Here is a 22,510-nt window from a genome sequence, read left to right on the forward strand (position 1 = left end):
ACAGATCACCTTCAACCTGTATATTTGACAATCTCCCTTCGGGTATGCAAGAATGAATTTACCTGGGCAGGGGCCGGAAGCTGCCGGCCTTGAAGTCATCTCCGAAACTCATCCCCTGAAAAAATCATAATATCGTTCCGATTCCCTCCGGGGCCTTATGGCGGATATCGACATACGGAAGATAATCTCCGCGGACACGGGCCGCGCAATCGAGATAGGCGAGCGCGTCTGGTGGGTCGGGCAATACCTGCCTGACGACATCTTCCAGTGCAACGCCTATCTCATAGAGCGCGGGGACAACTCCGTCCTCATCGACCCCGGCGGCCACCTTACCTTCGAGGGCGTGCGGAAGAAGGTCGAGGAGGTAATCCCCTTCTCGAATATCCGCTATTTCATTTGCCACCACCAGGACCCGGACATTACCGCTTCGCTTAAGCTGATAGAGGACATTCCGGGCCTCCACCCGGAGGCCGCTGTCGTTACGCACTGGCGGGCGCGGGCGCTACTTAAGCACTACGCGCTCAGGCTACCCGTTATCGATATCGAGGAGAGCGGCTGGCAGCTCGACCTCGGCGGACGGCTACTCCTCTTCGTCTTCACCCCCTACCTCCATTTTCCGGGGGCTTTCTGCACCTTCGACGTGGAGAGCGGTATACTCTTCTCAAGCGACATCTTCGGCGGCATGACGCGGGAGTGGAGCCTCGTTGCCCGGGACGAATCCTATTTCGAGGACATTCGGCCCTTCCACGAGCATTACATGCCGAGCCGGGAAATACTGCTTCACGGCCTGTCGAAGCTCGAAGAGCTTCCGGTCAGGATGATAGCGCCCCAGCACGGCTCGCTCATATACGGAGGGCTCATAAGCTTCGTCATCGGGAGGCTCAAGCAGCTCGAATGCGGCATCTTCGCCCTTGCGGGCGATTCTACGGACATACGCCGCCTCTCGTTCCTCAATAAAACCCTCAAGGACATAACAAATACCGTCATCGTCTACCGCGATTTCCGCGACATCGCAAACGCCCTCCTTGACATACTCAAGAGGACTCTCCCGGCGGTCTCGATAGAGTTCTATGCGAAGACAGGCAACGGCGAGCCCCTTTGCCTCTCGCCCGGGACGCGCTACAGGGGTGCCATCGAGCACCCCACGGCTGTGCTTAAGGGCGTCCTCGGCGTTGAAAGGAGCGCGTGGGCCGGAGAAAACGGCGGCAGTTTCAAAAAGATGCTCATTCCGGCGGCGCTCCACGAGCTCAAGGCAGGGGTCAGGGAATGGGCCCTCGTCATACCTCTTTTCCCTCGCGAGGGCGGCAGGGCCGAGGCAATGGCGGTCATACGCCTTGCACACGACGTGAGGGAGGACCGGGACCTGGACCGGATGCTCGGGGAGATGAGCGGCTCCTTCGCTATCGCGGTCGAGCGGGAGGCCTTCTACCGCATGATCGAGACCGAAAGGTGCAAATTTTACGAGCAGTCGATAAAAGACCCGCTTACCGGGCTCTACACGCGCTTCTACATGGATGAGACCCTTAAAAGGCTCGCGCACGCCCAAGACCGGAACGGTCAATACGCCATATCGGTCGTCCTATTCGACCTCGACCATTTCAAGGACATTAATGAAGGGCACGGCCATGCAGCCGGAGACGAGGCCATAAGGCAGGCGGCCTCGGCCATGCTCGGCTCCATAAGGGCAAGCGACATAGCCGTCCGCTACGGCGGCGAGGAGTTTGCCGTCTTCCTCATGGGCAACACGCCTGCCGAGTGCGTCATCGTGGCCGAGAAGATACGGAGGAAGCTCGCGGGGCTCGCCTTTAACGGGCCGTTGGAGCGCTTGAAGATAACGGCGAGCGCCGGGGTGGCCGTGCGAAGGCAGAAAGAGCCGGTTGCGGATTTTCTGGGCAGGGCAGACAGGGCGCTTTACCAGGCAAAGTCTTCGGGCCGGAACAGGGTCGTCTACCTGGAATGACAGCCAAATTCGCCTTCTTTTCCTGGCAGGCTTGCGGCCTTTAACCGCCCAACTGCAGGTTTTGTGAAAAAAAATCTTTTAAGCCCCATATAGGGTCTTGACTGGGGAATGAACCGGGGAGTATAATTGCAATCAGCTCTCTTTTTTTAAATACGGTATTCTACGAAGGGTAAAATATTCCGAACAATTAAACCGGACGCGTTCCTTTCCCGAGCGCGTCTCCCTTTGCAGCTCCCCTTGGAAAAGGGGAGCTATTTTATTAGAAAGAACATATGTTCTCAGCTTTAAGGAGGTCCATCGCATCCAGGCCCTCCCTGCCTGAACTGCAGTCGAACGTCCTTGCCGGGCTCACGGTCGGCGTCATAGCGCTCCCCCTCTCGATGGCGCTGGCCATCGCGGTCGGCGCACCCCCGCAAACCGGCCTGTATACCGCCATAATAGCCGGGATAGTCATCGCCCTTACGGGCGGCTCCAAGGTAAACATATCCGGGCCGACTGCCGCGTTTGTAGTCATACTACTCCCCATCGTCCAGAAATACGGCATCGGCGGCCTCCTCATAAGCGGCCTCATGGCCGGCATCATACTGGTGCTCATGGGCCTGGCCAGGCTCGGGAACTTCATACAGATAGTGCCCTATCCGGTAACCGTCGGTTTTACGGCAGGCATAGCCGTAGTCATAGCCGTACTCCAGATAAAGGACCTTTTCGGGCTCAGCATAACCGAGCTGGACGGGCATTTCACAGACAAGGTCGCGACCATCGCCCTCTCGCTCCCCACCATCTCGTGGGCCGAGGCGGCGATAGGCATCCTGACCTTCGCTGTCCTGGTACTCTGGAAGAAGACTAGATCGCGGATCCCTTCGCACCTGGCAGCCCTCCTTGCGGGCTCTGTCCTGGCCTTTGCAGCCGGCGCGCTCATGCCCGAATTCCAGGTCGCAACCGTCGGTTCGCGCTTCCAGTACGAGATTAACGGGCTGACCGGAAGCGGGATACCTCCTTTCCTTCCGAGCTTTGCCTGGCCCTGGGAGCTTCCCGGCAGGGACGGGAACCCTATCGGCATCTCCTTTGAGCTTATACGCCATCTCCTGCCCCCCGCCTTCGCCATAGCCATGCTCGGCGCGCTCGAATCGCTCCTATGCGCGGTCGTAGCAGACGGCGTAACGGGCAAGAAGCACAATCCCAACGACGAGCTTATCGGCCAGGGCATCGGCAATATCGTGGCCCCGCTCTTCGGCGGCATCCCGGCGACGGCGGCCCTCGCGAGGACGGCCGCTAACGTCCGCGCCGGAGGCACCATGCCCCTCGCCTCGGTCGTGCACGCGCTGTTCATACTGGCGTCGATACTCGTCCTTGCGCCGCTACTCGCTTACATACCGATGGCCTCGATGGCCGCCCTGCTCCTAATGGTCGCCTGGAACATGAGCGAGACGAAGCACTTCGCCCGCATCGTCCGGTACGCCCCCAGGGACGACATAATGGTGCTCCTCACGTGCTTTATCCTGACCGTCCTCTTCGACATGGAGATCGCCATCGCGGTCGGCATGCTTCTGGCTGCCATGCTCTTCATACACAGGAGCATCGAGCAGAGCGGCGCGAAGCTCCTCAGCAAGGGCAACGGGCAGCACGAGCACAGGGCCCTGCCCGAGAGCATCCTTATATACGACGTAAACGGCGCGCTCTTCTTCGGCTCCGCCCAGAAGGCCCTGAGCGTCCTCATGAACATCAGAAAAGAGATCGAGATAGTCATCCTGGACATGTCGGACGTCACCATGCTCGACATGAGCGCGATGATAGCGATGGAGTCCATAGTAGAAAGCTGCAAGAAGCGGGGCCTCAAGCTCGTCATTAACAAGCTCGACCCGAGGCTCATACTGAGGCTGAGGAGAATAGGGCTCAGGGCGAAAAAAGGCTTCTTCGAACATTCGAGGAACATGGACGCGGCCATCGACATCGCCCTCAGGATGAGGGAAGAGGACGGTGCGCCCAGAGAGGCCGCCCGCCCGCTTCCCTCTTGAGCCCCCACCTGCCCAGCCCTTATTTAATGATCAATATGTGAACGTCTTCCGGCTTCTTCAGGGCCTCTATGGTCACGTCCTCTCCGTACCTCGATATCAGTATGTCGACCGTCTTCCGGGGGGCTACGGGCAGGTTCTTGAGATAGACCGAGGTGAGAAAGCTCGGAAGCTCAGGCTCCTTGAAGATTATCATGCTCTTGTCGGCCTCGAAGTAGATACCGAGCGAAGCGTGGAGCATGAGAAGGAGCGCGCCCGAGGCCCAGGTCTGGGGGGCGCAGGCGACCGGGTACTGCGTGGGCGCCATGCCGTTACGGCGCTGGAACCCGCAGAAGAGCTCCGGGAGCCTCTGCAGGTCGGACATGAGCGCCGCGTCGAATATGCCCATGAAGACTTTATTGAAGTGCTCGGTAAAGCCATAGGCGGCGAGTCCGAAGGCCGTAAGCGCGTTATCGTGCGGCCAGACAGAGCCGTTATGGTAGGACATGGGGTTATAGCGCTTCTCCCCGTCGCCTATCGTCCTTATGCCCCAGCCCGAGAAAACGCTCTCGGAAAGGAGCAGGTCCGCCACGCTCCTTGCCTTCTGGGGGTCGGCTATCCCTGCGAAGAGCGCGTGCCCCGCATTGGACGAGACCACCCTGCAGGGCTTTTTCTTCCCGTCGAGCGCAAGCACATAGGTGCCCATCTCTTCGTCCCAGAAGGCCTCGTTGAAGCTCTTCTTAAGATCCTCTGCCTCCTTGCGTAGCCTGTCGGCCTGGGCGTCGTCGCCCATGAGCCTTGAGAGCGCCGCAGCCTCCTTTTTTGCCGCGTAGAAATAGGCCTGCACCTCGCAGAGTGCGATGGGCCCCTCCGCGAGCCTTCCGTCCCTGTGGAAGACCGAGTCCTGGGAATCCTTCCAGCCCTGGTTCCTGAGGCCCCCCGCGTGCGGCGAGTATTCGAGGAACCCGTCCCCGTCCGCGTCGCCGTACTCGTCAAGCCAGGAAAGGGCCGCGGCTATGCTCTTCCAGAGCTTCCTTATGAGGGCGGTATCGCCGGTCCTCCTCCAGTACACCCCGGCGAGTATGATATAGAGCGGGGTCGCGTCAACGCTCCCATAGTAGAGGCCGAAGGGTATTTCGCCGAGCGCCGCCATTTCGCCGTGCCTCGTCTCGTGCATTATCTTCCCCGGCTCCGCGGCCTTTTTCTCGTCGACCTCTGAAGCCTGCATATGGGAGAGATACTTAAGCGCCCCGGCCGCTATGTCCGGCTTTATCCACGCGCACTCCAGGGCCGTTATGATGCCGTCCCTGCCGAACGGGGTGCAGTACCAGGGGATACCTCCGTACGGGAAAAGCCCCTTCGGAGTCTCTGTAAGCATCATCTCTATGTCCGCGAGCGAGCGCCTTATGGAAATATTGAAGTGCTCGTTCGAGGTGAATATCTCCACACCCGACTTCCTTCGGGACCGTAGGCGCTTTCTCGAGTCCCTCAAGACCTCGACATAACCCCTGCCATCCTTTCCGGAGTACCCCTCTACGCACTCGGCGGTGACGTATATCTCCTCAATCTGGTTGGGCTTAAGCGTGAGCGAGAATACAAAGGTATTCCCGCTCATCCTGTCCGGGCCCCTGCTGAAGGTAAAGGCCGTGGTCCTCCTTACGCTGTCAAGGCCGTCATAGGACAGCCTGAACTCCTTTTTCCCGTACTCGGGCTCGTGGAGGGCGCCCCTCCCGGCCCTTTTAAGCCCCCTCACCTCGAAGATGTCCTCGAAATCCGAATCGGCCCCGAGCTCCAGGACAAAGGCCGCGTCCTCCTCGGCGAAATTCCTGACCCTTATGTGCTCGAGCACCCTGGTCCCGGAGAGGAGCCTTGCGCGGAGTAGATGGACCGAATCCCTTCTTAAAAGCAGCTCCCCGCCGGAGTATATGTCGGGGTTCGTGAGGTCGACGGTCATGAGGAAATTGTCCTCGTCCATGTTGGAGCTCAGGAAGAGCGGCCTCATGCCGTTTATCCGGAGCTCGTAATGCGAAAGGTACCTCGTCCCCTTGTAATAGACGCCCTGCTCCCTCTTCCCGAGCGGCAGTATGTCCCCGAACCTGTCATAGATGCCGAAGATCTCACCGTCCTTCTGGATGAGCCGGAAGGGGTCTATTATCGTCGAGGTGGCGACTATGAAGAACGAGTCCTTTATTCTGCTGACTTGAGCCATTCGCTCCCGTACCTCCCCATCACGAGCTCGTATGCCATGAGATAGTCCGCGGCCATCCGGCCCTGGAGGAACCTTTCCTCGAACCTCCTCCTGCAGCCCTCCCTTGAAAAGCCGTCCCTGATGCCCTTCACTATCCTCACGGCCTCTTCGTCCCTCTCGAAGATGAAACCCGTCACGCCGTGGTCCACCACTTCCGGTATGGAGCCCCTTCTCCGGGCGACAACCGGGGTGCCGCAGGCCATGGCCTCGAGCATGGAAAGGCCGAAAGGCTCGGGCCAGTCCACCGGGTGGAGAAAGGCGAGCGCCCCGCCCAGAAGCTCGTTCTTCTCCCTGTCGTTCACCTCGCCCAGGAACTCCACGTACCGGCTTTTAAGATGCGGCTTCAAGCATGCTTCGAAATAATCCGTATCCACCCTGTCCACCTTCGCCGCGATCTTGAGGCGTATGCCCGCCTTCATGGCGATATTTATCGAAGACTCTACCTTCTTCTCCGGCGATACCCTGCCTATGTAGAGGAGGTAGTCGCCCGCCCTGGGGCTTAAGTCATACAGGTCCGCCGGGATGCCGTGATGGACGGTTGCGACCCAGTTCGCAAACGGCTTCGGGGCCCTCTGAGCGTCGGATATCGAAACGAGGGGGCTTCCGCCGTATTCCCTGAATATGAACTCGTGCTCGGGGTTGTCGAGCCTCCCGTGGAGGGTATTTATGACAGGCACGTCCGTTCTCCTGCCCAGTACAAACCCTATGCAGTCCACGTGCGAATGGATGATATCGAACTCCCCGGCCCTCCGGAGCGCCTTCTCCATCATTATGAGGTGGAGTGAGACCGGGTCGATATTATTCTCGTCCAGCCTCAGTGCGCGCTCGGAGCATGGAACGAGCTCCGCCCCGGTCTTTGAATCAGCGGAGGCGAAGAGCGTGACCTCGTGCCCGAGCCTTACGAGCTCCTCGGTCAGGTACGAAACCACCCTTTCCGTGCCGCCGTACATGGCGGGCGGGACGCTCTCGAAAAGCGGCGATATCTGCGCTATTCTCATATGGAAAATTCTCCTCTCTTCCGCCCTGAAGGGATTTCCCTGGACGATGTGGCGCGCCAGGCTTTCCGGCGAGAGCGTCACTAACCAGCATGGGAAAATTCGAGGACGAGGCGCGGCCTATTTGCGCCGAGACGAGTTTGGGGAGCCGGAGCGCATTTTCGCATTTTGACGCTCTTTTTAAATTCTGTCCGAAAAGAGCGGATTGTCAATCAGGACGCGGGAATACGAAGGGTTTTCAGGGGAAAGAGGCGGCGGATGCCCCTTCCGGGCATCCGCCGAGGCGGGGCCGTCTCTCCTCTTCCTTGATACTGCAACCGAGACCGCGGCCGAGGGCGCGGGGGGGGGCCGGGCGGCCGGGCTCGGGTACTGAAGGCTGCTGTTGTCTCATTATAGAGTTTCACATGAGATCGGCGGAGCTATATCCCTTCGCATGCTGAGGCGATGGATTTCCCCTTCGCAGGCGACCAGGGGCAGTCGGCCCGCGTGCCGGTCCCCCTCAAAAGCGCACCCTCCCTTATGCCCGGCGTCTCGACATCTATTACAAAGCCGGACAGGTCCTGCCCGGCCAAGCTTGAATTTGCGGGCGCCTTGGTCCGGTCCCGGCCCTTGTTTTGAAAAACGTCGGCAAAGGTCCATGAGCCGTGCTCCTCTCCGAACCAGAACTGCTTCGGGGCGGTAGTGATGGCCTCCGATGAAGCGGCAAAAAGGAATAAGGCAAAAAGCCCAAGACAAAATGGGGTCAATTTTTTAGCGATGGGCCTGCCTGCTACAGAGGCAACCTGCTCGGGTATTCCGGAAAGGACCCTTCCCATGCGCTTCTCCTTTTCGGTGGAATGTACGGATAGATTGCAAGCGGCGGGCCAAGGGATTTCCCCTGTATTTCTTTAGGGGCCCGTCATCCGGGTGTAAAAGTATTTTACGGAACCGGGCCGGGCAGAAAAAAATTTAAATACATTTTTAATAGCTTACGGAACGAGACGTAGATCCCCGGCTGGAGTAAAATCGGTTTACACCTGAAAAAGCATTTTTACAGTCCCGTTTACAGGCGCCTGCAAAGAGCTTTGCCGTTCCTGGGCTCGCGCCTTCCATTCCCTTTGACAGCGCCCGCCGTCTTCGGGTAATTTGTTTTCCTGGCAGGACAGGGTGCTTTTCAACACCCTGCTAATCGAAAGAAGGTCAGCGCCGTGCCTGATGTGAAAAAGGTTTTTATGATAGCCTCAGCCCTGATTGCCGGCATGGCGGCCGTCTCCTCTGCGGACGAACTGGTCCTTTCGAACGGGGACACCATAACCGGCAAGGTGCAGGGCATGGAAAAGAGTGTGGTCACCGTGGCCACCCCGTATTCGGAGCCCGTGAGGATAAGGAAGTCGTCTGTGGCCGCCTTGAGGACCGACGGGCCGGTCACGGTGCGGACAGCTTCGGGGGAGATATGGAGCGGAAGCTTCCTCGTTAACGAATCAGGACAGATCGTCTTTAAGCCCGTGGAAAGGCCCTGGGACGAATTGGCATGGGCCGAGATCGACGCGATAGACCCCGCCCCGCCCAGGCTCGGCGGAAAGATAAGCGCCGGCGCGAGCATGCGCTCCGGGAATACGAGGAGGGCCAGCGTCAACATAGGCTTCGATGCGGATAAGAGGACCTTGCAGGACCGCTCAAGCGCAAGCATCCGCTTTAATTACGCCGAGGAGAACGGGAGGACGACCGCCAGAAACTCCTATGCCGCCCTTAAATACGACTACTTCTTCACCAGCCCCTATTACGCGTATTTGAGCGCCGAGCTTCTTAACGACAAGTTCAGGGACATTGACCTCCGGGCCGTGGTGGGCCCCGGCGCGGGCTACCAGGTCTGGGACGGCCCTTCGAAGTCGCTTCTCCTTGAGCTCGGCTTTTCGCTCGTAAGGGAGGATCTCCGGTCCGGAGGCGACGAGTCCTGGGTAACGGCCAGGGTGGGCAGCAATTTAACCGTCAGGCTTACGAAAGACACTTCCTTTGCCGACAGCCTCAAGGCCTACAGCCGGGTGGACGAGCCAGAGAACTTCCAGGTGAGGAACGAGGCTTCTCTGAACTCAAAGCTTAACAGCTACTGGGGCTTGAAGCTCACGAACATAATCGAGTACGACAGCAAGCCGCCGGCACTCATAAAAAAGACCGATATCTACTGGATACTGAGCCTCCAGTACGCTTTTTAGCCAAGCGAGAGTGTCCCGCAAGCGAGTTTCGCCTCTGCAACGGCCGTCTTTTTTTGCCTCTGGATATGGTATCCGGAATTTAGTATCCTTGTATTTTAGGCAACCTCTAAAAATCAGAGATTTTTCCGCAATCATGATAGGCCGGGAAAAGATCGATTTTTTAGAGATTGCCTTTAATGATTTCGGAGGTTTTCTGGATGAGTCTTTCGGTATTGTTATTCTTCGTGGCAGGGCTCCTTCTTCTCATACTGGGGGCCGAGATGCTGGTCAGGGGCTCTTCCAGGATCGCGTCCTTTCTCGGCATATCCCCGCTCATAATCGGCCTGACGGTCGTCGCCTTCGGCACAAGCTCGCCCGAGCTCGCAGTAAGCGTCAAATCGTCTCTTGCAGGACAGGGCGATATCGCGGTCGGGAACGTGGTGGGAAGCAACATCTTCAACGTCCTCTTCATACTCGGTCTTTCAGCCGCGATAACGCCCCTTGCCGCATCGCGCCAGCTCATACGGCTCGACGTACCTGTAATGATAGGAGTCTCTGTACTTTTTTTCATCTTCGGGCTGAACGGTCTCGTAAGCAGGGTCGAGGGGGCTGTACTCACAGCCGGGTTCGTCCTGTACACGGGATTTCTCGTCTATCTTGGCCGGAAGGAAAACGGGACGACCGACGAATTCAAGGAGGAGTTCTCCTATAAGAGGGGCCGGTCAGCGGCAAGGGACTGGGCCGTAAACCTTTTCATTTCGATTGCCGGGCTCGCGCTCCTGGTCCTGGGGTCCAGGTGGCTGGTGGACGGCGCAATCCAGATGGCGAGAGGGCTGGGAATAAGCGAGCTCATAATCGGACTCACCATAATAGCCGCCGGGACCTCGCTCCCGGAGGTCGCGACATCCGTGATGGCGAGCATCAAAGGCGAGCGGGACATAGCGGTCGGCAACATCATCGGGAGCAACATCTTCAACATACTCTCTGTCATGGGGATAACGAGCCTCGTATCTGCAGACGGGGTCGGCGTGGCCGAGAGCGCCATTTTCTTCGACATCCCGGTGATGCTTGCGGTCTCTGCCGCCTGCCTGCCCATACTCTTTACCGGCTATATGATAGCACGTTGGGAAGGCGCGCTTTTTTTGGCGTATTACATTCTCTATACAGTATTCATATTCCTCAACTCCACCGGGCACGCCTCGCTTTACGCGTTCAAGTTCGCGATGGGAGCGTTCGTAATACCGCTTACGGCCGTAACGCTCGCGGTCCTCACGGCAAGGGCGCTCATTGTGCGGGGCAAGGCGGCGCGGCAGGAGAAATAGGAGCTCTTCATAAGAATGCCGCTGCCGCCTTCTCAAGGAGCGCCAATAACGGAGCGGGATAGACGCCCAGGAAAACCAGAAGGAGCGTAAGGGCCCCGAGCGCGATAGTCCCGGCAAGCGGCAGGCCCGGAAGAGGTCCTGGGGCTTCCCCGTAAGCTGGCGAGAAGAGCGCGATTATTATCCTCAGGTAATAATAGATTGCTATGGCGCTGTTGACCGCGAGCGCGATTACGAGAAGCCACAAAGCCTCTCTCACCCCCGCGGCAGCCACGAAGAACTTCCCCAGAAAGCCCGCCGTAAGCGGCATGCCCGCGAGCGAAAGGAGCATGGCCGTAAAGGCACCCGCAAGCCAGGGTCGCCGCCAGGCAAGCCCCCTGTAGTCGTCCAATAAGTCAAGCTCCCTGTCCTTTCCCGAAAGAAGGGTTACGGCCCCGAACGCCCCTATGATGGAAACGAAATACGCGGCAAGGTAATAGCCTGCCGCAACCATGCCGTAGCGTCCGCCCGCAAGGAACGCGATAAATAGATAGCCGACGTGGGCTATCGACGAATACGCTAGGGTCCGCTTTACGCTCCTCTGGAAGAGGGCGAGGATGTTCCCCGCGAACATCGATGCCACGGCTATGGCCGCAAAGACCGTGAAGAAAGGACCGAAGGCGAAGGCGCCGGTCTGGAGGAAGTAGCGGAGAAGGAGCGCCGCCACCGCGCCTTTCGAGACTGCCGCAAGGAAGGCCCCGACGGGCGCGGGCGCGCCCTCGTAGACGTCCGGGGCCCACATGTGAAAGGGCGCAGCCGCGAGCTTAAAACACGCCGCAACGGTTATCATTGCCAGCCCGGCGAAAAGGAGCGGCCCCCCACCCGTTTCGCGGGTACGCATTGCCATCTCCGAAAACTCCATGGTGCCGAGCTCGGTATAGACTAGCGCCATGCCGAAAACCAGGAAAGAGGAGGCAATACCGGCCAGGATGAGATACTTAATGCTCGCCTCGTTCGCGCGGTCGCCGAGAAAATAGGCGATGAGCACGTAAAGGGAGACGCCGAGTATCTCAAGGCCGAGGAAAAAAGTAGCGAAGTGGGCGGAGGCGGCGAGCACGATCGCGCCGAGGGTCGCGATAACAAGGACGATGTAGAACTCCGCGAGCCCGCCCTCGCGCCCCTCGTTGTACCCGTATGAGAGTAACGTTACGGCGATTGCCGCGCCTAGAATGAGGCCTGTAAATAGTAGCGAATAGGCATCGATTGAAATGAGCGCAGTAACGGCCCTCGGGGCCGCCTTCGAGGCGGGCGCTAGGGAGGCGAGCGCGAGCACGAAGCCGGAGACCGCCAGGGCCGCATTGAAGGCGTGGCTTGTGCGGAAGGCCGCCAGCACCGTTGCCGTGACCGCGGCTATGGTCAATATCAGCATCGGAAGTATTGTAATGAAATCGGGCGCGCTCATCTCGTATGCTCTGTTGTCTTATCCGGGGCATCTTCCGGGACCTTTTCCAATGAAAGCTCCGAAAGGCGCCCCGCTTCAGGGCCATTTGCATTGCTTCCACTAACGGCCCCACTCTCAATTCCGCTCACCATTCCCCCGGTCTGGCCCTTTATACCCATCCTGTCAAAGAAAGGGGCCGGGTAGAGGCCAAGCCAAAGAACGACCGCTGCCATGGCGGCGAGCGTTGCCGCCTCCCTCCCTCCTATGTCGGGTATGCCCGCCTCTGGCGGGGCCGGGCCGTGGAAGACCTTCTGTATTATCCAAAGCGAATATACGACGGACGCTATGAGGCCGAGCGCCGCAAAAAAGACGGAGAGCGCGCTTACCCTGAATGCGCCGAGGAGCACCAGGAACTCGCCGAGAAAATTCCCGAGGCCGGGGAGCCCCAGGGACGCGAGGGCGAAAAAGAGGGCAGCCCCGCCCATCTTCGGGGCGGACGACCAGAACCCGCCCATCCTCCCCATCTCGCGCGTATGCGCCCTCTCCTCTATGGCCCCGGCTATGATGAAGAGCGCGCCCGTGGACGCGCCGTGGCAGACCATGAGGACGAGCGCGCCATTAAGGGCAACTCCCTCCCTTGCGAAAATACCGAGGAGCACAAAACCCATGTGGCTTACGCTCGTGTATGCTATGAGCCTCTTTAAATCGGTCTGCCCGATCGCCAGGACCGCCCCGTAGATTATCCCGATAACCGCCAGGAAATAGACGACCGGCGCGACCGTTGCCGCCGCGTTCGGGAATAACGGAAAAAGGAAGCGTATAATGCCGTAGGCGCCGGTCTTAAGGAGAAGGCCCGCAAGTATCACGCTTCCGCCGGTCGGCGCCTCGGCATGGGCCTCGGGAAGCCACGTATGGAAGGGTACGGCAGGCAGCTTGACCGCGAAGGCGGCCAAAAAGCCGAGCATCAGCCAGAACTCGGTTTCGCGGCCCATCGTGGTCCCGAGTACCTCGTTGTAATTGAATGAGTAGCTGCCGGTCTCCATCCCGTGGACGAAATAGAGCCCGAGGATAGAGACGAGCATCAGGAGGCTTCCGGCCTGCGTAAATATGAAGAACTTGAGCGCCGCCCTCTGCCGTCCGCCGTGCCCCCATACGGCTATCATAAAGAACATGGGGACGAGCATGAGCTCCCAGAAGATGTAGAAGAGGAGGAGGTCGAGGGCAAGGAATGCCCCCATGACCCCGGCGATGACGGACATGAGGCAGAGGTGGAAAAAACCGGTCCTTTCCCTTATGCCTGTCCATGAGGCCGCGACAGCTGCCATGCCCAGGAAGGCCGTAAGGAGGGCGAGAGCGAGGCTCAGGCCGTCGGCCGCAAGGTGGATGCCCGCTCCTATGCCGGGTATCCATTCTAAATGGATTTCAGCGAGCCATCGGCCGCCGCTATCTCCTCCGCCCGACACGAAAAGGAGCAGCACAAAATCGAGCGCGAGCGCAAAAAGGGATATCCAGCGCGGAAAGGCCTCTCCCAGCCGGCTCGAAATCCAGGCAGCCGCCCCGCCCAGCAGGGGTATGAGGACCGCCCATGCGAGTATCATGTGAAGACCAGGACCCCGAGCGCAAGCAGTGCCCCAAGCGCCATCCCGGCAGCATAACGCCTCACCTGCCCGGACTGGGTCTTTACGAGGAGCTTGTTTAAAATCTCGGTCCCGCGCGCGGCCCCGGCATAGGGCGCGTCCATGAAATCCGTTCTTCCCGCCCGGGCGGCCAGGAGATACGGGCGCACAAATAGCCTTTCATAGAGCCAGTCAAAACCCCAGCCTGAGCGGAAAAAACCATGCAGGCCGGGGACAGTGCCTTTTTCCGGAAGCCCTTCCAAGAGGCCGCGCCTTTTTAAAAAAAGGAAATAGGCCGCGGCTGCTCCGAGCACGGGAACCAAAGCTGAGAGCATCCCGGCCGGAAGAGTCTTTACCGGCGCTCCTGGGCGGGGAGCAGGCAGCACAGGCTCCAGGAAGGACGGCACGCCTATGAACCCGGCAAGGAGCGACAGGGCCGAAAGGACGATGAGAGGGACCGCCATCCTTATGCCGGGACGCCTTGCAACATCAGCCCCGGCCTTTCCGTAAAAGACGAGGAAGACCATGCGGAAGGCATAGAGCGCGGTGAAGAATGCACCTATTAGACCAGCGCCCCAGAGGAATGCCCCGCTTCCGGCCAGCGCCCCTATGAGTATGAGGTCCTTGCTGTAGTATCCGGCGGTGACAAGGGGCAGGGCCGAAAGGGAAGCGGCCCCGATCAGAAAGCTCCAGAACGCAATAGGGAGCCTTTTCCTCAACCCGCCCATCCTGAACATGTCGTGCTCGCCTCCGAGCGCGGTTATGACCGCGCCTGCGGAAAGGAAGAGGAGGGCCTTGAAGAACGCGTGTGTCATGAAATGGAATACGGCGGCCTGCCAGGAGCCAGCCCCGAGCGCGAGGAACATGAACCCCACCTGGCCCATGGTCGAATAGGCAAGGGCCCTTTTTATGTCCGGCTGGACGAGGGCGCTTAGCGCGGATATGAGGAGCGTTGCCGCGCCCAGGGCGGCAATCAAGGCCATGACCGCAGGCGCAAGCTCGAAGAGGGCGTGGGTCCGGGCTATTAGGTACACCCCGGCCGTGACCATCGTAGCGGCGTGGATGAGGGCGCTTACCGGGGTCGGGCCTGCCATGGCGTCGGGAAGCCATGCCTGAAGCGGCACCTGCGCTGATTTGCCGAGCGCGCCCGCGAGTATCAGGAGCGCCGCGAGCGCGGCTAGGTAGCTCCCCTGCCACTCGGAGGCGGCACCCTCCATGACTGCCGTGATATCGAGCGTCCCGAAGCTTACAGCAAGGAGTATGATTCCTATTACGAATGCCGTGTCTCCGGCCCTCGTCATGATGAAGGCCTTCCTCGCCGCGTACCCGGTGTAGCTCTCCTTGTACCAGAACCCGATGAGGAGGAAGCTGCAGAGCCCCACCCCCTCCCAGCCGAGATAGAGAAAAAGGAAATTATCGGCAAGGACGAGGACGAGCATGAAGGCGACAAATAGGTCCATGTACGCGAAAAAGCGCGTGTAGCCCTCCTCCCCTGCCATGAACTCGGCGGAATAGAAAAGGATGAGGAAGGCAGTAAAGGTGACTACCGCGGCCATTGTAAGGGAGAGCGCATCGAGCCTGAGGGCTGCTTCGGCCCTGAACCAGCCGATCTCGACCCAGGTCCAGAGGCTTTGGGTCCGGAAGCCTTCCGGGGGAGGCGAGCCGATGAAATCGATTCCGGCTGCAAGGACGGCGACGGCGGAGAGGCCGACACTCCCTGCCCCGATGAGGGCGGAAAGCCTCGCCGGCATCGAGCGGCCTGCCAGTATGAGCGCCAGGAACCCTGCAAATGGCAGGGCGGGTATGAGCCACAGGAATTCCTTCATGGCAACCTCTAAAAATTAGAGATTTTTCCCTCTTTTCCCGGAAGGCCGGAATAAAAAACGGAGCATATATGTAAATATATGAGCATTTTTATTCCCGTAACTACCCAGGGTCCGGGGAAAAGATCAATTTTTAGAGGTTGCCTCATCTCTATCCTTTCAGGCTGCCGGCCTTGTCCATGTCAAGGGTGCCTGTCCGGTGAAAAAACCTGAAGATGACCGCCAGGGCCACGGAGACCTCTGCAGCGGCGAGCGTGAGTATGAAGACGAACATCACCTGGCCGTCGGGCTCCGCCCACCTGTACCCGGCGGAGATGAAGGCAAGTCCCGAGGCGTTCAGCATAATCTCGATGGACATGAGTATATAGATCATGTTCCGCCTCACTAGCACCCCTGTAAGGCCCAGTGCAAAGAGCACTGCCGCGAGCGCCAGGGCGTATTCAGCCGGGACAGTCGCCATCCTTCCTCCCTATTTGCGCCCGATGTGATATGCCCCGAGAAGGCCCACAAGGAGGAGCACCGAGGCAAGCTCCACTCCTATGAGATACGGGCCGAATAGGGCTATTCCGACGGCTTTTGGCCCGTGGGCTATCCCGTTCTCCGGGGCAAGGTCCTTGTCTGTAAGGACATAGACGAGCAGAACGAGCAGTATGGTCGTCAGCACGGCTGGCCCGGCCCATGTCCCCGGCCTCGTTATCCTTTTTTCCTCCATCTCCTGGCCCGGCCCGTAGCTAAGCATCATGACGACGAAAAGGAAGAGGACCATTATCGCGCCCGCGTATATTATGGCCTCGAGCGCCGCGATGTAATGCGCCCCGAGCGAATAGAAGATGGCTGCGCTCGCAAGGAAAGATACCGTGAGATAGAGGAGCGAATGCACCGCGTTCGCGCCGGTTATGGCCCTGAAGGTAGCGACCATCGCGATTGCCGATGCTATGTAGAATAATCCGTTCACCGCACCTCCGGGTCAGGGCATAAGGCCCCTTACGTCCACAGGAGGCGCTTCATTCTCGGCTTCCCCCTTGTCCTTCCCCTTTATCGCGAGCCCCGCGACCCTGTAGAAATTATAGCCGGGGTATTTGCCGGTCCCCTTTATGAGGAGGTCCTCCTTTTCGTACACTAACGACTGCCTCGCGTATTCGCTCATCTCGAAATCAGGCGTAAGCTGTATGGCGTACGTCGGGCACGCCTCCTCGCAGTACCCGCAGAAGATGCAACGCGAAAAATTTATGCGGAAAAAGGAAGGATAACGCCTGCCGTCCTCCGTTTCCGCCGCGTCGAGGGCTATGCAATCCACCGGGCATGCGGCCGCGCAGAGGTAGCAGGCAACACACCTCTCCTCGCCGTCCGGGTCGCGCGAGAGTATTATGCGTCCCCGGAACCTCGGCGCGAGATAGGGCTTCTCCTCGGGATAGCTGACCGTCACCCTTTTTCTAAAAGCGTGAAGGAATACCACCCACGCCGTCCTAACGAGGCTCAGCATCGTGGATACCCGGGAATAGCGGCGCATCCGAAAATGCCAGGATGATGCCGCCGGTTGCCAGAAGGTTTATGAGCGCTAGGGGGAGCATCACCTTCCAGCCGAAGCCCATGAGCTGGTCGAACCTGGGCCTCGGGAGCGAGGCCCGAAGCAGTATGAATACCGCAATAACGAACCCGGTCTTGAGCATAAACCATATTACTGGCGGGAGCACCGGGCCCAGCCAGCCCCCGAGGAAGAGCGTCGTTATCATTGCCGCGATGAGCGTAACGCCCAGGTATTCGCCAACGTAGAACATCCCGAACTTTATCCCGGAATACTCGGTGTGATAGCCGGCCACCAGCTCGTTTTCGGCCTCGGGCAGGTCGAAAGGCAGCCTGTGCGTTTCCGCGAGCCCCGCGACAAAGAAAATGAAAAGGCCCGGGAGCTGGGGGATGAAGAACCATATGTCCCTCTGCGCCTCGACTATGTCCTTGAGGTTAAAGGACCCGGCGAGCAGAACCACACCCATTATCGAGAGTCCCATGAATATCTCGTAGCTCAGCATCTGGGCAGCGCCGCGCAAGCCGCCCAGGAGGGCGTACTTGCTGTTCGAGGACCAGCCGGCAAGGACCACGCTATAGATGCTCAGAGACGACATGGCCAGAAAAAATATTACACCGATATCCAGGTCGACTACCTTGATGCCCGGCGCAAAAGGTATGACCGCGAAGGCAGTAAGGACCGTTATGACGATTATGGCCGGGGCCAGCACGAAGACCGCCCTGTCCGCAAAGGGCGGGACCCAGTCGTCCTTCGTGAATATCTTTATGAGGTCCGCGACCGGCTGAAATAGCCCCAGCGGGCCGACCCGGTTCGGCCCATACCTGTCCTGCCAGAGCGCAAGAAGCCTCCGCTCCGCCCAGATGAGCGCTGCGCTCGATGTAAGGAGCGCAATGAGGACGAAGGCTATTGTCAATAAGGACGCTGCGATCCCCTGCATATGAGCCCTCTCAGGCGGCGCTATTCGAGCTCGAGATAACACCCCATTGCGGTAGCCTCAATCCCTCAATCCCCGGCAGGACCGGGAGCGCCGCCATGCCCTGCACAAGGCCGGGTATGTGCTTGATTTGAAGCCTTAAAAGAAGCCCCCCTGCCCTCAACGAGACCTCTTCGCCGGGTCCGGCCTTGAGGGCCGCTGCGTCTTCCGGGTTAAGACCAAGGTAAGGACGCGGTATGAGTCCGGCAACGGGCGAAGAAAGCGAGCTCATCTCCTCGGACCCGAATATGTGGTAGACGGGTATGATGAGCCATTCGCCTTTGCGATGCCTGAACGCCCCGGGTATTTCACCGAAATACCCGGGCCCTGGTTCGCCCGGCATTATGAGCCTTGCACCCGGGTCGCCGCCACGCAGCACCCCGCCCGTCCCATCCTGAAATCTTACGACCGCCTGCGGGGAGTTCCACCCCGGCGACCAGAAATGGGGTATAAGCGGCGAAGGCGGTTCCTTATCAAGTCCCTTCGGCTGGTAGCCTTCCATTGAGAAAGAGAGTGGAGAGTCCGGGTCTTCGGGCGGCTTGGGCTCTATAACGCTCCTGTCCGCGTAAATGGCAGTTCGGCCGCTAAACCGGTGCGGCGCTCTCGCGATCTTCTGCCCCGCCATGCGGAACCCGGCGGACGGCGCGGCATCGATTGCCTCCTGCAGCGACGGCATCTCGGACGCCATGGATTCGAGGACCTCGTCTATATTGCTCCAGGCCGTGCCCGCGCCTGATTCCTCCATGATCCTCCCGAGCCAGCGCCAGCCCTCGGTGATATCGCCCTCGGGGTTGAAGACCTTGAAAGACCTCTGCGCCCTGCCCTCTGAATTCACGAGGGTCCCCGTGCCTTCGGCGAAGGCCGCGGCAGGAAGAACAAGCCCGGCAGCCGACGAGGTACGGGTCGCGGTATGGTCGATAGCGATTATGTTCTCAAAGCACTCGAAAAAGACCTCGGCCTCCTCCCTGCCAGCGCGCGTGAAGATATCGTTTTCCAGTATCACGAGGGTCTCGAAGCCCCCTCCGGCTGCGGCATTAAGGGCGCCGTCGAGGCTTCCGCCGCCCATAAGCGCCAGGCCCATGCTGTTGCACTCGGGTACTATGTACGACAGCGCAGCCTTCCGACCTGCCGCCTCAAGGGCCCAGGCGATGTTTGCGGCGGCCTTTATGACCGCTTCCGAGCCAAAACTGACGCCCGAAACGATAAGAGGCCTTTTTGCATCCTTGAGGTCTTCGGCTATGGTCTTTGCGAGTTGAGCGATTCCCTCTTCGAGCCCCTCGGGCACCGGGGCATCCCTATCGATCTCATGTGCGATAGCGTTCCCGAGCCGGGCGATATCTTCGGGCGGCGCATGGTAGAGAGCTTTCGCTACTTCATCGAGCTTTGTGGCAAAAGGGGCCGCAATGTAGAGCGGACCTTTTTCGTTCTGGACCGCGTTCCTTATGGCGGCATCGTCCCATTCGGGTATTTTCCGGGCAACCGCTCTCTCGACCGGCCCCCTCCGGGCGGCCTGCCTGAGCATCAGCGCCTCGACCGGCGCGGTATTCGTGACGTCCTCGCCCAGGACCAGTACCGCGTCCGCGCTTCCGACCTCCGAGAGGGATGGGGACCTGGCAGGCCCGCCCCTCAGGTTATCCAGCGCGAGCCTTAAATGCTTGTGTTCGTTATCCGGGAGCCCTGAAAAAAAGTTTTCCGGCCCCGCGAGCTCCCTAAGCGCGAAGTTCGATTCGAGCGAGGCCCTGGGCGAGCCTATGCCCATAACCTTTTTACCGTTCCCGAGCATGAGGGATGCGCGCCTTATGGCCTCCCCGGCCTCGATATGCTCCTCTCCTCCGGGCCTTTCCCTTAAAACAGGCCGCCGTATTCTTTTATCTCCGTTTACGAACTCGTAGCCGAATCGGCCCCGGTCGCAGAGGAAGTACCCGTTCACCGAGCCGTTATACCTGTTCCTTATGCGGCGCAGCACGCCGTATCTCTCGCCCGGGATGGTATTGCACCCGAGGCCGCAATGGACGCAGACCGAAGGCGCGGTCTGGAGGTCCCATTTCCGAGTATAATGCTTTTTAAAGGTCTTGTCCGTGAAGACCCCGGTTGGGCAGACCTCGACGAGGTTGCCGCTGAATTCGCTTTCGAGAATCCCGTTATCACTACGCCCGAAATAGACCCTGTCGCGAGAAGCAAAGGCTGAAAGGTCGCGCCCGCCCGCGTAATCGCGGTAGAAGCGCACGCACCTGTAGCACTGTATGCAGCGGTTCATCTCGTGGTTCACGAACGGGCCCAGGTCCTGGTTCCTGTAGGTCCTCTTCCTGAACCTGTGTCTTCTATATACGTGCCCTGTCATGACGGTCATGTCCTGGAGGTGGCACTCGCTCCCCTCGTCGCAGACAGGGCAATCGTGCGGGTGGTTGGACATGAGCCATTCTATGACGCCTGCCCTGAAGGCTTTGGCCTCGGGGTCGTCTATGGATATGCGCGCGCCCTCAGTTACAGGGGTCATGCAGGCCATGACTATCCTGCCCTTGGTATCGTTCTCGTCCTTAAACTCCTTTACCGCGCATTGCCTGCACGCGCCGACCGAGCGCATTGCCGGGTGCCAGCAGAAGTACGGGAGGTCGAACCCGAGCCCGAGACAGGCCTCAAGGAGGTTCTGCCCCCCGTTTACCTCGAACTCCCTGCCGTCTATGGATACCTTAGGCATATTTGCGGCTCCGGTCCTTTTTCCACGGGCAGCCTTTTTCCCTAAGGTGCCTTTCGAAATCCTCCCTGAAGATGCTAAGCCCGCTCTTCAGGGGTTCCATGGCCCCGGGCGCAAGCGCGCAGTAAGTCCTTCCCATCCAGAGCGAGCCCGTATGCTCTCGTAGCGTCTCGATATCGCCGGGCTCACCTTTTCCGTCCTCAATCGACCCGAGGAGCCTCACGACCCACGGAAGCCCTTCCCGGCAAGGCGTGCACCAGCCGCATGATTCCTGCGCAAAAAAACTTTGGAGGTTATGGAGCGCGGCAACCGGGCAGACGCTATGGTCGAGGACTATCATGGTCCCTGTGCCGAGCCTGCTACCTGCCTTCTGGACCGAATCGAAATCCATCTTTACATCCAGGCTCTCTTCACAGATGAACTCAGTCGAGGCCCCGCCGGGTATGAGGCAACGAAATCTGAACCCGTCCGCCATGCCGCCCGCGTGCTCTTCCAGTATCTCGCGCGCTGTCGTGCCCATGGGGAGTTCCCAAAGCCCCGGCCTATTTACTCTTCCGCTTACGCCATAGAGCTTGGTGCCGCCGTCCTCTGAGCGGCTTAAATTCTTGTACCATGCGGCCCCTCTCAGGATTATGTGCGGCACGTTCGAGAGCGTCTCTACGTTATTGACGACCGTGGGCCTCCCCCATAGTCCGCTCGTCTGCGGGAAGGGCGGCTTTGACCGGGGAATGGCGCGCCTCCCCTCGAGCGCGTTCAAAAGGGCCGTCTCCTCGCCGCATATGTATCGCCCGGCGCTCACGTGTACCCGCATATCGAGATTGAAGCCCGAGCCGAGTATGTTTCTTCCCAGATATCCCCTTTCGTACGCCTCGGCTATGGCCTTTCTCACGCGCTTCGCGGCAAGGGTGTATTCCCAGCGGAGAAATACGAAGGCCGTTTCCGCCTCGATGGCAAAGGAGGCTATTGTCATGCCCTCTATGATGAGGTGCGGGTTCCGCTCAAGGAGGAGCCTGTCTTTAAATGTGCCGGGCTCCATCTCGTCGGCATTGGCTATGAGGTACTTTGGCCTCGGGGCTTCCTTGCCCATCGGCACGAAACTCCACTTGAGGCCCGTATTGAAACCAGCGCCGCCCCTGCCCCGTAGGTTCGCCTCTTTTACCTCTTTCTGCATTTCCGTTGGCGCCATCCTGAGGGCCTTACGGAGCCCTTCATAGCCGCCGTGCCCCTCGTACTCGCTTATATCCAGGGCCTCGCAATCCGGCTTCAGGTTCCAGGTGAGCGGCTTTTCGGCTATCCCCGCCATCCGTGCTCTCTCAGTATCTCATCGACACTCTCCGGCGTAAGTCCCGGAAAGAGCCTTTCCCCCACCATCATGACCGGCGAGCGGTCGCACGCGCCAAGGCACGGCACAGGGAGGAGCGTAAAAAGCCCGTCCGCAGTCGTATGGCCGAGCCTTATGCCAAGCCTTTTTTCCAGATGGGCGAGTATCCTTTCATAGCCCATGACCATGCAGCTAATGGTGTTGCATATGAGTATGACGTTCTTTCCCACGGGCCTCCTGAATATCAGGTTATAAAAGGTCGCGATCCCGTCGAGCTCATCAACTCTCATGCCGAGAATATTCGCGACCTCGCCAAGCGTTTCGTCGTCCACCCAGCCCCTCCGGCGCTGTACGCACATGAGCGCCTCTACGCATGCCGCCCGCTTCTGCCCGTAGTGCCTTATTTCCTCCTCTATCTCGCGCCTCTCCTCGTCGGAAAGCACTCGCGCCTCC

At 59.4% G+C, this 22,510-nt stretch carries 17 protein-coding genes; 4 read left to right on the top strand and 13 right to left on the bottom strand.

Features of this window, described 5'->3' with window-relative positions; all coding sequences use genetic code 11:
• Positions 1–157 precede the first annotated feature (157 nt).
• On the top strand, positions 158–1,960 hold the full coding sequence (locus K8I01_11125; protein MBZ0220967.1) for a diguanylate cyclase: 1,803 nt from the start codon (positions 158–160) through the stop codon (positions 1,958–1,960).
• 272 nt (positions 1,961–2,232) lie between these two features.
• The gene (gene dauA, locus K8I01_11130; GenBank protein ID MBZ0220968.1) at positions 2,233–3,975 is read left to right on the top strand and encodes a C4-dicarboxylic acid transporter DauA; all 1,743 of its coding nucleotides are present in this window, start codon (positions 2,233–2,235) and stop codon (positions 3,973–3,975) included.
• A 19-nt stretch (positions 3,976–3,994) separates the two neighbouring features.
• Here dauA and K8I01_11135 read toward each other — a convergent pair whose 3' ends face one another.
• The 3 genes from K8I01_11135 to K8I01_11145 all read right to left on the bottom strand — a co-directional run bounded on the left by K8I01_11135 (position 3,995) and on the right by K8I01_11145 (position 8,009).
• The gene (locus K8I01_11135; protein ID MBZ0220969.1) at positions 3,995–6,160 is read right to left on the bottom strand and encodes an amylo-alpha-1,6-glucosidase; all 2,166 of its coding nucleotides are present in this window, start codon (positions 6,158–6,160) and stop codon (positions 3,995–3,997) included.
• Complete coding sequence (locus K8I01_11140; GenBank protein MBZ0220970.1) at positions 6,139–7,197, bottom strand: glycosyltransferase family 4 protein; 1,059 nt, start codon at positions 7,195–7,197, stop codon at positions 6,139–6,141. The genes K8I01_11135 and K8I01_11140 overlap by 22 nt, the downstream gene beginning before the upstream one ends.
• Positions 7,198–7,613: 416 nt before the next feature.
• Positions 7,614–8,009 carry a hypothetical protein gene (locus tag K8I01_11145; GenBank protein MBZ0220971.1) on the bottom strand — a complete coding sequence of 132 codons (396 nt, stop codon included), beginning with the start codon at positions 8,007–8,009 and terminating at the stop codon, positions 7,614–7,616.
• 396 nt (positions 8,010–8,405) lie between these two features.
• Between K8I01_11145 and K8I01_11150 the strand changes: the two genes are divergently transcribed.
• Both K8I01_11150 and K8I01_11155 read left to right on the top strand, forming a co-directional pair.
• Positions 8,406–9,386: a DUF481 domain-containing protein gene (locus K8I01_11150; GenBank protein MBZ0220972.1), complete on the top strand. Its 981-nt coding sequence runs from the start codon at positions 8,406–8,408 to the stop codon at positions 9,384–9,386.
• Between the two features lie 197 nt (positions 9,387–9,583).
• Complete coding sequence (locus K8I01_11155; GenBank protein MBZ0220973.1) at positions 9,584–10,687, top strand: calcium/sodium antiporter; 1,104 nt, start codon at positions 9,584–9,586, stop codon at positions 10,685–10,687.
• A gap of 7 nt (positions 10,688–10,694) precedes the next feature.
• On the opposite strand, the gene K8I01_11160 is transcribed toward K8I01_11155, so the two are convergent.
• The 10 genes from K8I01_11160 to nuoE all read right to left on the bottom strand — a co-directional run bounded on the left by K8I01_11160 (position 10,695) and on the right by nuoE (position 22,500).
• Positions 10,695–12,125 (bottom strand): NADH-quinone oxidoreductase subunit N, encoded by a 1,431-nt coding sequence (locus tag K8I01_11160; GenBank protein MBZ0220974.1) that lies wholly within the window; start codon positions 12,123–12,125, stop codon positions 10,695–10,697.
• Positions 12,122–13,702, bottom strand: a complete 1,581-nt coding sequence (locus tag K8I01_11165) for an NADH-quinone oxidoreductase subunit M (protein MBZ0220975.1) — start codon at positions 13,700–13,702, stop codon at positions 12,122–12,124. Before K8I01_11165 ends, K8I01_11160 begins: the two co-directional genes overlap by 4 nt.
• Complete coding sequence (nuoL, locus tag K8I01_11170) at positions 13,699–15,546, bottom strand: NADH-quinone oxidoreductase subunit L (protein MBZ0220976.1); 1,848 nt, start codon at positions 15,544–15,546, stop codon at positions 13,699–13,701. Before nuoL ends, K8I01_11165 begins: the two co-directional genes overlap by 4 nt.
• A gap of 148 nt (positions 15,547–15,694) precedes the next feature.
• Positions 15,695–16,003 carry an NADH-quinone oxidoreductase subunit NuoK gene (nuoK, locus tag K8I01_11175; GenBank protein ID MBZ0220977.1) on the bottom strand — a complete coding sequence of 103 codons (309 nt, stop codon included), beginning with the start codon at positions 16,001–16,003 and terminating at the stop codon, positions 15,695–15,697.
• A 9-nt stretch (positions 16,004–16,012) separates the two neighbouring features.
• The gene (nuoJ, locus tag K8I01_11180) at positions 16,013–16,498 is read right to left on the bottom strand and encodes an NADH-quinone oxidoreductase subunit J (protein MBZ0220978.1); all 486 of its coding nucleotides are present in this window, start codon (positions 16,496–16,498) and stop codon (positions 16,013–16,015) included.
• 12 nt (positions 16,499–16,510) lie between these two features.
• A complete protein-coding gene (gene nuoI / locus K8I01_11185; GenBank protein MBZ0220979.1) occupies positions 16,511–17,053 on the bottom strand; it encodes an NADH-quinone oxidoreductase subunit NuoI in 543 nt (180 codons plus the stop codon).
• The gene (nuoH, locus tag K8I01_11190; protein ID MBZ0220980.1) at positions 17,010–18,005 is read right to left on the bottom strand and encodes an NADH-quinone oxidoreductase subunit NuoH; all 996 of its coding nucleotides are present in this window, start codon (positions 18,003–18,005) and stop codon (positions 17,010–17,012) included. The genes nuoI and nuoH overlap by 44 nt, the downstream gene beginning before the upstream one ends.
• A 10-nt stretch (positions 18,006–18,015) precedes the next feature.
• Positions 18,016–20,739 carry an NADH-quinone oxidoreductase subunit NuoG gene (gene nuoG, locus K8I01_11195; protein MBZ0220981.1) on the bottom strand — a complete coding sequence of 908 codons (2,724 nt, stop codon included), beginning with the start codon at positions 20,737–20,739 and terminating at the stop codon, positions 18,016–18,018.
• Entirely contained in the window at positions 20,732–22,039 is a 1,308-nt protein-coding gene (gene nuoF / locus K8I01_11200; protein MBZ0220982.1) for an NADH-quinone oxidoreductase subunit NuoF, read from the bottom strand. Before nuoF ends, nuoG begins: the two co-directional genes overlap by 8 nt.
• Positions 22,027–22,500, bottom strand: coding sequence for an NADH-quinone oxidoreductase subunit NuoE (nuoE, locus tag K8I01_11205; protein ID MBZ0220983.1), 474 nt, complete (start codon positions 22,498–22,500; stop codon positions 22,027–22,029). Before nuoE ends, nuoF begins: the two co-directional genes overlap by 13 nt.
• Positions 22,501–22,510: the final 10 nt, after the last annotated feature.

The organism is Deltaproteobacteria bacterium, assembly GCA_019912665.1.
Taxonomy (GTDB): domain Bacteria; phylum Desulfobacterota; class GWC2-55-46; order GWC2-55-46; family GWC2-55-46; genus UBA5799.

Bases quoted from the DNA above. Each gene is read 5' to 3' on its own strand.
- K8I01_11135 (MBZ0220969.1), bottom strand. From the start codon at position 6,160: ATGGCTCAAGTCAGCAGAATAAAGGACTCGTTCTTCATAGTCGCCACC.
- K8I01_11125 (MBZ0220967.1), top strand. From the start codon at position 158: ATGGCGGATATCGACATACGGAAGATAATCTCCGCGGACACGGGCCGC.
- nuoI (MBZ0220979.1), bottom strand. From the start codon at position 17,053: ATGCGCCGCTATTCCCGGGTATCCACGATGCTGAGCCTCGTTAGGACG.
- dauA (MBZ0220968.1), top strand. From the start codon at position 2,233: ATGTTCTCAGCTTTAAGGAGGTCCATCGCATCCAGGCCCTCCCTGCCT.
- nuoH (MBZ0220980.1), bottom strand. From the start codon at position 18,005: ATGCAGGGGATCGCAGCGTCCTTATTGACAATAGCCTTCGTCCTCATT.
- nuoL (MBZ0220976.1), bottom strand. From the start codon at position 15,546: ATGAAGGAATTCCTGTGGCTCATACCCGCCCTGCCATTTGCAGGGTTC.
- K8I01_11150 (MBZ0220972.1), top strand. From the start codon at position 8,406: ATGATAGCCTCAGCCCTGATTGCCGGCATGGCGGCCGTCTCCTCTGCG.
- K8I01_11140 (MBZ0220970.1), bottom strand. From the start codon at position 7,197: ATGAGAATAGCGCAGATATCGCCGCTTTTCGAGAGCGTCCCGCCCGCC.
- nuoK (MBZ0220977.1), bottom strand. From the start codon at position 16,003: ATGGCGACTGTCCCGGCTGAATACGCCCTGGCGCTCGCGGCAGTGCTC.
- K8I01_11165 (MBZ0220975.1), bottom strand. From the start codon at position 13,702: ATGATACTCGCATGGGCGGTCCTCATACCCCTGCTGGGCGGGGCGGCT.
- nuoF (MBZ0220982.1), bottom strand. From the start codon at position 22,039: ATGGCGGGGATAGCCGAAAAGCCGCTCACCTGGAACCTGAAGCCGGAT.
- nuoG (MBZ0220981.1), bottom strand. From the start codon at position 20,739: ATGCCTAAGGTATCCATAGACGGCAGGGAGTTCGAGGTAAACGGGGGG.
- K8I01_11145 (MBZ0220971.1), bottom strand. From the start codon at position 8,009: ATGGGAAGGGTCCTTTCCGGAATACCCGAGCAGGTTGCCTCTGTAGCA.
- K8I01_11155 (MBZ0220973.1), top strand. From the start codon at position 9,584: ATGAGTCTTTCGGTATTGTTATTCTTCGTGGCAGGGCTCCTTCTTCTC.
- K8I01_11160 (MBZ0220974.1), bottom strand. From the start codon at position 12,125: ATGAGCGCGCCCGATTTCATTACAATACTTCCGATGCTGATATTGACC.